The organism is Salinicoccus sp. CNSTN-B1 (assembly GCF_054792835.1).
The window spans coordinates 1,860,742-1,872,649 of the sequence record NZ_JBTWMN010000004.1; the positions used below are offsets into that span (position 1 = coordinate 1,860,742).

Annotated in this window: 20 protein-coding genes; 5 read left to right on the forward strand and 15 right to left on the reverse strand. The window is 49.2% G+C overall.

All coding sequences use genetic code 11. The features are described from left to right. Nucleotides 1-27: 27 nt before the first annotated feature. Together ACYF68_RS10925 and ACYF68_RS10930 are read right to left on the reverse strand one after the other, a co-directional pair. The gene (locus ACYF68_RS10925; RefSeq protein WP_461046834.1) at nt 28-567 is read right to left on the reverse strand and encodes a glycosyltransferase; all 540 of its coding nucleotides are present in this window, start codon (nt 565-567) and stop codon (nt 28-30) included. Further along, entirely contained in the window at nt 564-1,619 is a 1,056-nt protein-coding gene (locus ACYF68_RS10930; protein ID WP_461046836.1) for an alpha-glucosyltransferase N-terminal domain-containing protein, read from the reverse strand. The genes ACYF68_RS10925 and ACYF68_RS10930 overlap by 4 nt, the downstream gene beginning before the upstream one ends. A gap of 164 nt (nt 1,620-1,783) precedes the next feature. On the opposite strand from ACYF68_RS10930, the gene ACYF68_RS10935 reads away from it, so the two are divergent. Further along, on the forward strand, nt 1,784-2,653 hold the full coding sequence (locus ACYF68_RS10935; RefSeq protein ID WP_461046838.1) for a YsnF/AvaK domain-containing protein: 870 nt from the start codon (nt 1,784-1,786) through the stop codon (nt 2,651-2,653). A gap of 35 nt (nt 2,654-2,688) precedes the next feature. Here the strand turns inward: ACYF68_RS10935 and ACYF68_RS10940 are convergent, their stop codons facing one another. From ACYF68_RS10940 to ACYF68_RS10970, 7 genes are all read right to left on the reverse strand, one after another. Beyond that, nucleotides 2,689-3,033 (reverse strand): hypothetical protein, encoded by a 345-nt coding sequence (locus ACYF68_RS10940; RefSeq protein ID WP_461046840.1) that lies wholly within the window; start codon nt 3,031-3,033, stop codon nt 2,689-2,691. Continuing rightward, nucleotides 2,966-3,205, reverse strand: coding sequence for a hypothetical protein (locus tag ACYF68_RS10945; RefSeq protein WP_461046842.1), 240 nt, complete (start codon nt 3,203-3,205; stop codon nt 2,966-2,968). The genes ACYF68_RS10940 and ACYF68_RS10945 overlap by 68 nt, the downstream gene beginning before the upstream one ends. A gap of 86 nt (nt 3,206-3,291) precedes the next feature. After that, complete coding sequence (locus tag ACYF68_RS10950; protein ID WP_461046844.1) at nt 3,292-3,804, reverse strand: hypothetical protein; 513 nt, start codon at nt 3,802-3,804, stop codon at nt 3,292-3,294. 189 nt (nt 3,805-3,993) lie between these two features. Then, a complete protein-coding gene (locus ACYF68_RS10955) occupies nt 3,994-4,356 on the reverse strand; it encodes a hypothetical protein (protein ID WP_380572069.1) in 363 nt (120 codons plus the stop codon). Next, complete coding sequence (locus ACYF68_RS10960) at nt 4,356-4,889, reverse strand: acyl-CoA thioesterase (protein ID WP_380572071.1); 534 nt, start codon at nt 4,887-4,889, stop codon at nt 4,356-4,358. The genes ACYF68_RS10955 and ACYF68_RS10960 overlap by 1 nt, the downstream gene beginning before the upstream one ends. A 119-nt stretch (nt 4,890-5,008) precedes the next feature. Beyond that, entirely contained in the window at nt 5,009-5,887 is an 879-nt protein-coding gene (locus ACYF68_RS10965; RefSeq protein ID WP_461046846.1) for a LysR family transcriptional regulator, read from the reverse strand. 123 nt (nt 5,888-6,010) lie between these two features. Beyond that, on the reverse strand, nt 6,011-6,421 hold the full coding sequence (locus ACYF68_RS10970; RefSeq protein WP_461046848.1) for an RDD family protein: 411 nt from the start codon (nt 6,419-6,421) through the stop codon (nt 6,011-6,013). A gap of 242 nt (nt 6,422-6,663) precedes the next feature. Between ACYF68_RS10970 and ACYF68_RS10975 the strand changes: the two genes are divergently transcribed. After that, on the forward strand, nt 6,664-6,915 hold the full coding sequence (locus ACYF68_RS10975) for a hypothetical protein (RefSeq protein ID WP_461046850.1): 252 nt from the start codon (nt 6,664-6,666) through the stop codon (nt 6,913-6,915). Nucleotides 6,916-6,977: 62 nt separating this feature from the next. After that, entirely contained in the window at nt 6,978-7,286 is a 309-nt protein-coding gene (locus tag ACYF68_RS10980) for a monooxygenase (protein ID WP_461046852.1), read from the forward strand. 28 nt (nt 7,287-7,314) lie between these two features. Here the strand turns inward: ACYF68_RS10980 and ACYF68_RS10985 are convergent, their stop codons facing one another. From ACYF68_RS10985 to ACYF68_RS11005, 5 genes are all read right to left on the reverse strand, one after another. Beyond that, complete coding sequence (locus ACYF68_RS10985) at nt 7,315-7,605, reverse strand: hypothetical protein (protein ID WP_461046854.1); 291 nt, start codon at nt 7,603-7,605, stop codon at nt 7,315-7,317. 2 nt (nt 7,606-7,607) lie between these two features. Then, nucleotides 7,608-7,802 (reverse strand): hypothetical protein, encoded by a 195-nt coding sequence (locus tag ACYF68_RS10990; RefSeq protein WP_461046856.1) that lies wholly within the window; start codon nt 7,800-7,802, stop codon nt 7,608-7,610. Nucleotides 7,803-7,991: 189 nt separating this feature from the next. After that, nucleotides 7,992-8,255 carry a hypothetical protein gene (locus ACYF68_RS10995; RefSeq protein WP_380572083.1) on the reverse strand — a complete coding sequence of 88 codons (264 nt, stop codon included), beginning with the start codon at nt 8,253-8,255 and terminating at the stop codon, nt 7,992-7,994. Nucleotides 8,256-8,294: 39 nt separating this feature from the next. Beyond that, nucleotides 8,295-8,732 carry a nucleoside hydrolase gene (locus ACYF68_RS11000; protein ID WP_461047600.1) on the reverse strand — a complete coding sequence of 146 codons (438 nt, stop codon included), beginning with the start codon at nt 8,730-8,732 and terminating at the stop codon, nt 8,295-8,297. Next, nucleotides 8,639-9,184, reverse strand: a complete 546-nt coding sequence (locus ACYF68_RS11005) for a nucleoside hydrolase (protein WP_461046858.1) — start codon at nt 9,182-9,184, stop codon at nt 8,639-8,641. The genes ACYF68_RS11000 and ACYF68_RS11005 overlap by 94 nt, the downstream gene beginning before the upstream one ends. Before the next feature lie 168 nt (nt 9,185-9,352). On the opposite strand from ACYF68_RS11005, the gene ACYF68_RS11010 reads away from it, so the two are divergent. After that, complete coding sequence (locus ACYF68_RS11010; protein ID WP_461046860.1) at nt 9,353-9,805, forward strand: hypothetical protein; 453 nt, start codon at nt 9,353-9,355, stop codon at nt 9,803-9,805. A gap of 50 nt (nt 9,806-9,855) precedes the next feature. On the opposite strand, the gene ACYF68_RS11015 is transcribed toward ACYF68_RS11010, so the two are convergent. Continuing rightward, entirely contained in the window at nt 9,856-10,281 is a 426-nt protein-coding gene (locus ACYF68_RS11015) for a CBS domain-containing protein (RefSeq protein ID WP_461046861.1), read from the reverse strand. A 209-nt stretch (nt 10,282-10,490) separates the two neighbouring features. On the opposite strand from ACYF68_RS11015, the gene ACYF68_RS11020 reads away from it, so the two are divergent. After that, a complete protein-coding gene (locus tag ACYF68_RS11020; protein ID WP_461046863.1) occupies nt 10,491-11,807 on the forward strand; it encodes a S8 family peptidase in 1,317 nt (438 codons plus the stop codon). Nucleotides 11,808-11,908: the final 101 nt, after the last annotated feature.

Below are 11,908 nucleotides of genomic sequence, written 5' to 3' on the forward strand. Positions count from 1 at the left end.
TTTATTTTTTGGCACCTCAACTTTCTTTTACTTCATTAACTCATCCACTAAAGTAAACCATTTCTCTCGGTAGCTATCAATATTGAACTTTTCATCCATTTTGTATCGTGCTTCTTTGCCCATCTCTCTTGTTTTTTCAGGATCTTTCAGCATCGATACCATCTTTTCCGACAATGTATCAATATCCCCTTTTTTAATGAGATAACCGTTCTTTCCATCATCAATCATGTCTGAAGGTCCGTAGCGGATATCGTAGCTGATGACAGGTGTTGCGTTGACCATGCTTTCCATTACCGATAAGGAGAACCCTTCCGCTTTAGATGTCACAGCAGAAAGTGCACCAGATCGGTAGATTTTTCCTGGATTTTGAGTATATCCTTTGATGGAAACATTTTTTTTGAGTTCGAGGTCATCGATAAGCTGAAGATAATCCTTTTTCTTATTGCCTCCGCCCCAAATTTCAAGTTGGGCTTCTGGTATGGCTTCCACAACATGTTTGAATGCCTTGATTATATGGTCAATATTTTTGATGCTTGAAAATCGTGAAATAATCACTACTTTCTTCATGTCCCGTTTAAAGGAGGGGGCTTGCCTCGAAGGAGATTTTTAGTTTCTCTAAAGGTCGTCTTGATAAAAGATTTTATTGTCTTCTCACTTTGGTGTGCTTCATAGTAATTTGGAATGACGTAAATCTTTTCCTCATGACCAAAACGCTTGGCAATATCCATCTTCTGCTTTTCAGTCAACACTATAAGGGCATCAACCTTATCTATATTTTTTATGGCAGATCTGTTTCGGATATTCAATTCCGATTTTGGGTCATCCGGATCTTTAAGATGGTTCGAGTGAGGGCGGATGGCACGTTTTGCTTCAGTATCACCCAATAGTATCAATAGCTCATCGGTGGAACGTGTATCTGAAATCAGAACAGGCGGGGTATTCGTCTCCCCCACCACTTTTTTCAGCCACTCTGCCTTATGCTGATTAGTGTCACCATCAGTCTCAGATAAAATCATGTGGTTTTTCGCAAGGTTCGTGACACGTACCCTCTCCTCCGTGGCTGGATTCCACCACATAATCAGAAAACTGTCACCATCCTTGTCGAAAAACACATCTTTTCTCATCTTGTTCTCTTCCGAGCTGTAGTACTTTACTCTGGTCATATCACCATAATAATTATAGTGTGCCCTGTGTGTACGTTCACCCTCATTATTGAAGTAATCTATAAAATCTAGTGTGTCATCGGCTCTTAAGGAAATGTATTTCTCATACTTGCCCTCTTTATATAGACGATACGCGTTATGAGAGCCCCGTTTAGAAATTTCATATTCTTTCTTATAGTCGGATATATCCACCTTTATACTATCTGTCTGTATTCTTTCATCTTGATAGCCAGCCCGTTCATCAAATAAACTGCGAATACGCACGTTCTTGCTCACTTTATTTTTCTCTTTTAATTTACGGACTATCTCTGGAAAACGAGGTTCGTACCTGAAAGTCAATATATCTGTGTCGTATCCCGCATCCACAAAAGTGCTCGCCTGCCTTAAGGAAGCATGGGTCAATCCTCCCCGATTGAGATCTACAGAGTTAAGTAAAAAAATAATTTTAGGTTTCATCTTTATCATTCCTATTCTAGTCTATGATAAATGTATCTACGATGCTCAATCTATTATACATTATTCGTGCCCATGCCTTCCACCGTTTAACGGCGTGTGCCATGGGTATTAGTTTATTGACTGGGGCATCACTGCCTAAACGATTAGGAACGGGGGAATTATAGATGGCGATTATAGAATCTTTTTCGAATGAGCGGGATTTGCTCGGACGCATCGAGCATCTGAAGCTAAAAGGGGTCGATGAGGCGCGCATGACGGTCATCACCAAGGATGATCCTGGTGAGCGGGCCTTCAGCCACCTCGGCGTCAAGCAGCGGAGTACGGAGGTGGACACGTGGGATCGCATCGTGTCATGGTTTGCGGATGAAGATCCGGAGACCCAGGCGATGAACAGTCTCCGCCTGAGTGAAGCCCAGCAGGCTGAATACCGCCAGGCGCTGATGGACGGCAAGCTGCTCCTCCATATAGACGAGCCGGATCCCGTCAAGGGCGGTTTCTTCCACGATGCGGACAAGGCCGATTACATCGATCCATCGGACAGTGAATACAGCTATTGGACAGACAATGGAAATGATGGCCGTAAAAGGGAAGCCCGTTTTTCCAGAGACCATCAGGCAGAAGCGCGCACCGCTTCTCCAGATCACGATGAGGAGACCATTGAGTTGCGTGAGGAACGTGTGGATGTTAATAAGGAAACGGTCCAGACAGGAGAAGTCGAGGTCAATAAGTCCACGAACATACGGGTGGAAGAATTTGATGTGCCCGTCACCCGCGAGGAGGTCACGGTCGAACGCATTCCAGTAGAGGGCAGTCCATTGGCCGAGACCTATGAAGTGGCGAAAGAAGCTGGCGTCGAGCGCATTCCCATCACCGAAGAACGCGTTCGGGTCATCAAGGAGCGCGTCGTCACTGAAGAGGTCGTCATCCGCAAGCAGACCGTCGAAGATGTGGCGCACATCAGGGAACCTGTGCGCTACGAAGAGGCTGATGTTACTGAAAACCTTCCACATACCGATGCGGACTACAGAAGATAGAAAAACCCAGGCTTAAAAGCCTGGGTTTTTAGGTATCATTTTGATATCGTCCTGTTGTTTTTGATGGCCACGTGGAAATCTTCAAAGCATTGGAAATGGCCAGGATTCATATTGCGCAGCGTATGATTGCGTACTGCACCCTTCTCGTTCAGGACCTTTAGGAACAATGCCCCGGATTCATACTTTGGTTCGGTCAGACCATTTATCACTTCGTGGTCCAGATTTTGGATTTCAGTAAAACGGAAATGGCTGATTTCCCAATCGGCCTCCCCTTCTCCTTCCTTTAGGATGGAACGGTGGACCACCATAATTTCATCCTCGAGCAGGAAGTAGAGCCCGGTACGGGTCAAGTTGATCAGGCATGTCCCAACAATGGGCATCCTTCTCCCGATATGCACCGAAGACTTGGTCATGGCTGAAAAAATGGTTGGCGCCATTGATGAAGTCCAGTTCTTTCCCTTCTAGGTCGTACGAAGCCCCAATCAATTCCTCTAACGGCTTCGGTAATTCTATATCATCAAAATATTCATTGACCAGATTGTAATGGATCATGTTGCGTTTCCTACCTCTCTTATGTCGTATCAGAAATATACCATGTTTAGGCATATTTTAAAATGCATTCATAACCCCGATGTCAACTAGTGCATGCGGCTGGCTTGACGTATCATCTGCAGGCGCTGGAATTGCTCGAGGTGGGCAGGGTTCAGGTTACGCAATGTATAGTTGCGGATCTGGCGCTTGTTATTGTTCACTTTCATGAACAGCACGCCTGACTCCTTGTCCGCCAGATCATCACGGTCGAGCTTTTCCATATCGAGCGTCTGCATATCATCGAATGAGTAGCGTACCATCTGCCACTGGGCGATGCTGCCGAACTGTTTCAAGAGGGGCGTATGTATGGCGGTTATCCCGTCATCCAGTAACGCATAGATGCCTATTTTGGACATGTTGATGACGCAAGTCCCAAAACAATGGGCTCTAAGGTTCCATTCGGGGTGTTGGTCTGTACGGGTCATAAGGAAGGAGAGTGCGCTGTCGATGAAGCAGCCTTCCTCCCCAGGGAGCGTGTTTTCGAGAGCCTTCAATTCGTTGATGCTTCTGCAGTCGGTCTGTTCTTCCAAAAAAGCATTTACAACATGGTACTGGATCATATCAATTCCCCCCTCGGATATATAATGAATCAGATGCAGTTCAGTGCACTGCGCATGATGAATAAGCATTTGACTTTGATTATACAACATATTAAAGGAATTATATATCATCCTCATGTAAATTTATAGTAAAGACATAGGCCTACAAAAAAATAGCGGCCCTCGGTCAGGACCGCTACTTTCGATTATTCAGCTTATGATGGCGTTGTTGACCACTTTTTCAGGTTTCGCACCGAGTATCATCAGGAATATTTCCGGGGAATCGATATGGCGGTTCTGCTTCAATATATCGAGGAACAGTTCAAACCCTTCGACGCGCCGGAGCTTCTCCACTTCGTCCGCCAATATCTCAAGCACAGAGGACTTGATGAATTTTGGTGTCGGTTCGTGTGCCTCCCCTGTCATCATGTCGGCCAAATACTTGTATTTGACCTGCAGCTGACGGGCAAAGCTCGTGACGTGTTCGAGCCTATGGTACAGGATTGGATGGTTTTCGCTTAAGTGCGCCAGGTCCCTTTCGATCTCACGTATTGTTTTGGTGCTCGCGTACATTATCGGTTCACCTCATCCCATGGTTTGTCGACACTGATCTTCGTCGTCAGTTCCTTGCTGTGTATGCGGCGGTCCTTTCGCATGGCCGTCCGCTTCTTGTTAGACTCATACAGATACTTCTCCTCATCCGTCTCCGGTATGATGCCCGGCACAGCGATTGGCCGTTTCGTCTCCTCATCGAGTGCCACGAATGTCAGAAAAGCGGTTGCTGCGACATTACGTTCCTCAGTCACCAAGTCCTCCGTAATCACTTTGCAGAAGATTTCCATGCTGCGGTTGCCGGTCGATGACACGAATGCTTCTATGCATACCGATTCGGATTGCGTGATCGGGCGCAGGAAGTCAATCGAGTCGATGGATGCCGTCACGCATTCCCTGACCCGCGCGTGGCGCCTTGCGGCAAGTGAGGCGACGTTGTCGATGCGCTTCATCAGCACGCCTCCGAACAATGTGTCGTAGTTGTTCAAGTCATTCGCAAACACCTGATCGATGCTGATGACTTTACTGTCTTTTGGATTTTTATATTCAACCATTCAAGAAATCACCTTTCGTCTTACTGATGATTCCATTGTAGAACCTGAAAACCCTTTCTGAACAATAGTTTTATTAAATGTCGCATATAGCCTAAAACGATGAAAGCGGTCCCTCGCAATCAGGCAAACGTCTCCTGGAAGTGCTTCAGCCACTCTTTGGTGATGAAATTCATGTAGCGGTCCCGGTTCCAGACGATGCCGAGGCGCCAGCGCATGACAGGTTCCGTTATCTCGACCGCCACCGACGGCGCGCCGAGCAGCTGTGCTACACTTTTTGGCAATATGCACACCCCAAGCTCCGACTGGATCATTTCTTCTATAAAATGCCATTGTGATGTCTTTGCGATCACTTTCGGGGTGAAACCTGCATTTTTGCATGCGGAATTTATGATTTCATTCAGATAGAAGTCTTCATTGAACATGATGAAGTCCGCATCCCTAAGTGCATCGAGGCCGATGGTGCGGGACTCGGCGAGCGGGTGGTTCGGATGGACGACCAGGCACAATGTTTCAGACAGGAAGGTGAAGGCATCAAAGTCAGCACCTTCAGTCGGCAGCACGGTGATGCCGATGTCGATGTCGTATTGCCTCAGGCGCTGTTCGATGGTGCCGCTGCCACTTTCGATCAGCTGATAGGTGATCTTCGGATACTTGTCGTGGAATGTCTTCATGATCGCCATCAGCGGGCTGACGTCCATAATCGGCGGCAGGCCGATGCGGATATGTCCGTGCTGTACACCGACCATATTTTTCAGGTCATATGCCAACGCTTCATGCATTCTGAGTATCTCCTCAGACTGGTCATAGAACATCTGGCCGGCATCGGTCAGTTCAAATTGCTTACGGTTCCTGTTGAACAGCCGCACGCCAAGTTCCGCTTCGACATCATTGATCGCCTTGCTGATCGTCGGCTGGGATATGTAGAGCTGGTTTGCTGCCTCGGTCATGCTGCCATGCTTGACGATGGCCGTGAAATAGCGCATATGCTTGATGTCCATGGATGTCATTTCCTCCCCTAGGGTTTCATTGGCCTAATTATACAGCGGTTTTGTTCAAATGTGAAAGACAGATAGCCATAAACAGAAAAAGTCCACCGCAACAGCGGCAGACTTCAACGTATGCTATGACATCTGTTTGAATGCTTCCGGCTCGTCAAACGTGACATAAGTGCCGGCAAGCAGATCATGGAGCGACCGCTTGTCCTCCCGCACACTGACCATAATGGCCGACGCAATGGCTGCGAGACCGAACGTCACGCTGTAGATGAAGAACCCGAGTACTTCGCGTATGATCATCGGCAACACTCCCGCTTTTGAACCATCCACTTTGACGACCCGTATATTCAGCACGCGCTTGGCGATCGTGTACCCGTAGAAATAGGCAGGCAGCAGAATGAAATATGCTAACCCTGCGATGCTTTCGCCCGTCTGGGTGCTCCCGCTTGTTGTATCGACCTGGAAAATAAATAGGACTGTCGCGACCACCATGCCGACAAGCAGTGCATCAAGCACACGTGCCCCAGCCGCACCCAAAATCCTGCTGGATTGGACATTTTTTCACCTCAAAATTTTTTTCTCTCCCTATTGTAGCACTGCACGGTGACAGAATGCATGTCTGATTACATATTCCCTTCACTGAGCAGCCATTCCCCAGGCAGTATACCGGGAGCAAAACGGGGAACGGGTTAACGTGCCGCCGTCGATTGTGTTAAAATACTCTATATGTATATGGAGCCGCCGGGCAGCAACTGCCCCTATAAGAATGGAGGAAACGTATGGCTGAAGAAAACAATCGACAAAATCATGAAGGCAGCAGGTCCGCCCTACTCTTTGGCTGTCTCGGACTTATTGGAGTGGCAGTCGTCCTCTCAGGCATCGCCTATCTGATCGCCACACTGATACTCGGTGAACCCCCTGAACCGAAAGATGTCGATGAGATAAAAGATGAAGTCAGCTTCATGATGGAGACGGTACGCCCGTCCCTCAGCGAAAAATTCGCAACCGTCCGCACGACTATAGGCATGTAAGCGGACAGCCCCCATATATTCATTATAGTAGAAGCAGATAATGTAAAGGGAGGCGTGATGAAATGGCAGTCATACTGCAGGTCGATTTCGACATGGACGGCCCTTTCGGCGAAGATATGGCCGAAGGGTTCAGAGAGCTTGCCGAAAGCATCAATGAAGAGTCCGGGTTCCTCTGGAAGATCTGGACGGAGAACGCAGAAGAGAAGGAAGCTGGCGGCATCTACCTCTTCGACACGAAAGAAGCGGCAGAAGTCTATCTGAAAAAACATACGGAACGGCTCCGCTCATTCGGCATCGACTCGGTCAACGGCAAGATCTTCAATGTCAATGAACCGCTCACTACCATCAACGGCGGACCGCTTGCGCCATAAAAAAAGAAGACCATACCGGTCTTCTTTTTTATGGATTTTTAAGCCCGCGCTGTTTAAACACTTCCGCTTCGACGGCTTCGTATGTATCCATTTCACCCCGCCTTTTCATATCAAGCGCCATCTGTTCCCGCACCTTCACAGGCTCATGCGGGACAAACCGATCACGCCGCGAGTCATATTTGTATCCACGCTCCTCCATCACACGTTTGATCGTCCCCATATGAAGCATGTTTTCACTCAGCAGATACATCTTCACCAGCCTGTCGCTTGGGAACTGGCGGTAATATACACAGCGGGCTTCCTCGCGTGCCCGCGCCACCGCTATCTTATGCTGCCCCCTCTATAGATCCGGGAGGCCGTTTTTTTAATGGCCGAGAAAGTGCCGCCTGCCAGCCACTTCATCTGCCCGGCATTATACTTTCTGACTTTATCCATCCTGACTGCCACCCGCTGTGCATTCGACCGTACCTTCCCCAGTTCATCTTCATGGATGCACCCCTTTGCTTCCGTACTCATATATAAAAAGAAAAAATCATACAACATATGTAATATACATCATATTACCCATATTTTGTATGTCTAATCCTATTCGAAAAAAATCACTTGGACTCTAGCGTCGGTTTGGTCTGATGCATAATCCCGCTCGCCATCGCAGACATGCTTTTCATCCGGCCCATAAGACATTATCAGAAGTGTATAGTCCTGTTAATCCTGCTTCAGCCGATCGACATATTGTTTGCCTTCAACCAAGGATAAGCCAAATGTCTGCCGGGCTTTCTTGATGGCTTTGATTTCCTCGCCTTCCCTGACCATCTGGCGCAGTTCATGATTGACCGGGTGGCCTTCACCGTCTGGCGTAATGAATTTTTCCTGTCCATTCCTAAGTCGCCTGACTTCGCCATTCAATTTTGAATTCGTATACAACAGATAAACAATGATCCCGAGCAACAGGACGATGATAGACATCATAATGCATCCCCTCTTCCATTTCTCATATATACGCTTACGTTATACTTTGCCTTCCGCATTTTTCATCACTGCCAAAAAATGCTCGACGAATGCTTGCCCATCAACCTCAAGGCTGACGTTGACATTCGGTGCTTCGCCCCACAAATCCCCGAAGTCGCAGACGGTCTGCCCGTAGTTCAATGGGCTGACGGTATCGACATCGACATAGTGATGCTCGGTCTGGAGAAATTCACGGTTCAAGGCGTAGCCGACCGCCAATGGATCGTGCAGTGCGCAACCATCCAGTCCGAATTTATCCATGCTGAAGGTACGGTAGATTTCTGTCGACTGCTTGATGAAATCATAATACTTGCTGCCCTTCAATGTTTCGATGTCACGGGCCGTCAGCACGGCTTGTTTTGTGACGTCCAGACCCACGAGTGTAATATCGGCACCGCCATGGAAGACGATGCGCGCCGCTTCGGCATCCGTAAATATATTGAACTCCGAGTTCGGCCCGCTGTTGCCCGGCCCGCCTTCGAGACGATGCCACCCATGATGACGATTTCCTTCAACAGTTCACCAAGCAAGGGCTCTTGCTTGAATGCCAACGCAACGTTCGTCAGTGGCCCCACCGCAATCAGCGTCACTTCCCCCGGATGGCGCCTGGCGGCCTCCACGATGAAGTCGGGCGCAAATTGCGCCTCGCACATATTCTCATATGGATAGTCGGCGAGCGCGCCGCCAAGGCCATCCGCGCCGTGTATATGATGGACATGCCGGGACGGTTTCATCAAAGGGCCCGCGGCACCGGGGAAGACCGGTATATCGTCCCGACCCAACATGCTGAGCACCTTCAGAGTGTTGCGGTTGACCATCTCGAGCGGTACGTTCCCGTCCACCGTCGTGAGACCTAAAAATTCAAGCGCACCGCTTTCCAAGCCGTACATGATGGCCAGCGCATCATCAATCCCCGTATCGACATCCATAATCACCTTCTTCATGAAAGCCCCTCCTTTTTACGCCATTATATCAGAAGCGGCAAAGCCCGACGACCCCACTTTATCCTGGATATGATAAAATAGATCATATATCTAATATAGAAGGAGCATCAGAAAGTGATGAAACGCTATTTTGTTGCGGCATTGATTTTCTCCATGGCGATCCTTGCCGCATGCAGTGACGGCACACAAGACGCCACTGGAGAGGAGGCGTCGGCCGAGGAGCCGAGGGTGGCAGTGACCGATGAGCAGCGCGAAGCACTCGAACGGAAATTCGATGGCATGGCCGAAGACCCATATATCGATGCAATCGAGCCACAGGACGAGGATTATACGCTCATCCATATCGTAGTCAGCGAAAAATTCGATGAGCTCGAAGAGTCTGATGCCAAAGGAAAACTCCAAGGCTTCGGGGAAGCGGTGCGTGAGGGCGCTGACGGCATCCTCTTCGACAGTTCCGGCAAGAACTTGCCGATGGTCAAGTTCATGACCAAGGACGATGAACTGATCGGCGAATATGACAACCGCAACAGGGGTGCTGATATTCATTTCGAATCATTCGATTTCTAAAAGTACCCATAAAAAAGTTCCGGAGCAGTGCTCCGGAACTTTTTATTTCTTTATTTGTCCGGCTCTGCCGGTCTGGAGATTTCCTCAAGTGCTTCTTCGGAATCCTCCGAATCTTCTTCATCCACCGCAACGTCGCCGAGGGCCACGATGCCGACTACTTTGTTGTCCTCTATGATCGGTAGGCGGCGTACCTGTTCCTGGGCCATGATGTTGGCCGCTTCTTCAACGTCCATATCCGGTGTACCGGTAACGTAGCTTGAAGACAGGATACGGTTGATCGGCGTCTCCAATGAGAATTGGGACGCAATGCCGCGGATGACCAAGTCACGGTCTGTGATGATGCCGCGCAGATTGCCGTCTTCAGTGACAGGGATGCTTCCGACATCGAGTTCCATCATCTTGGATGCCACTTGCTGCACTGTCGTTTCAGGTCCGCATGTTTCGACTTCAGTCGTCATGATTTCTTTGACTTTCACCAATAATGCCTCCTATTCAATATTAATGTTGCATTCATCTTACATATATCTGTTACCCGCACAAGTTGAGTATTAATCATCATACATATATCCAGAACTTTCAAAATATTTAAATAAAACTCCAGGGGAAATTGAGTATAGTAAGGGCATCATCAAACGCCGAAGAGTGACAGCAACGCCCCATCAATACGATTAAAGGAGGCAATGATATGAGTGAACGTAAACGAGTCTGGTTCGAAGAAAACAACAGCCGACTGGACCCCGCGCTCATTGAACAGCTGCGCCAAAGCGAAAGGAAGACCTACCGCACGGCACGCACCGAAAAGATTCCGATCATCATCCGCTGCAAGAAGGGCACGGACAACGAAGAGATGGATCAGCTGCTCAAGCAATGCGCCGAAGATGCCCACAGCCATCTCGATCAGGAAATGCGCCTCATCAACAGTGTAAAAGGCCAACTTACTCCGAATAAGATAAAGGAAATCAAAGACCACACAGCCGTTGAGCGCATCTATTATGACCGGCCCGTTTCCGCCTACCTGGACATCACCAATGAACAGATTGGCAGCGCCGCCATCCGGGAACGGCTTCAGATCAGCGGTGCCGGGGTGACCATCGCCGTGCTCGATACAGGCATCCATCCCCATGAAGATCTGACGACGCCGGGTAACCGCATCGTTGGGTTCCATGACGTCATCAACGGGGAAAGCGCACCGTATGACGACAATGGGCATGGCACCCATTGTGCCGGTGATGCCGCAGGCAACGGCGCGATGTCGAACGGCAAGTATATCGGCCCAGCGCCAGAAGCGTCCCTGGTTGGTGTCAAAGTGCTTGACGCCGCCGGAGCAGGCAGCCTCTCAAGCATCATCCAGGGCATCGAGTGGTGTGTCGACTACAAGGACATCCATGGCATCGATATCCTGTCACTGTCGTTGGGTGCACCAGCCCAGGACTCCTTCCGGCTCGATCCGCTATCGCTCGCTGTAGAGGAAGCGTGGCATTCAGGCCTCATCGTCTGTGCCGCCGCCGGCAACAGCGGGCCGACCCCGTCGACCATCGGCACGCCGGCCATCAACCCCTTTGTCATCACCGTGGGGGCAGCGGATGACCGGGATACCATCGAACGGTCTGATGATGAAATTGCGGAGTATTCGAGCCGTGGACCGACAATCGATCAATTCGTCAAACCGGATATCTACGCACCCGGCACCAACATCATTTCGCTGCTTGCACCCCGATCGACCACCGAGACGGAACTCGCCGATCAGATCATCGGTGAACATTATGTCCAGATGTCTGGCACCTCCATGGCGACGCCAATCTGTGCGGGTGTCATCGCCCTGATGCTGGAGGCGAATCCGAACTTGAGCCCGAATGACATCAAAAGCATCCTGCAGGTTATCGGTGAGCCCGTCTTCAATCACCAGTGGGGCTACATCAACGCCCAAAGTGCAGTCGATGCGGCCATACGCTACAAAGAAAATAAAAAACCTTCGGTTTCAATGGATGGGCCACCCTTATAGAATGAACGTGCAGATGAATGATGGACGAAAAACCTGCCAGCAGCCCGATTTCCTCACGGCTGCTGGCAAGTTTTCTTCATATAACATTGTATTAGGTCAAT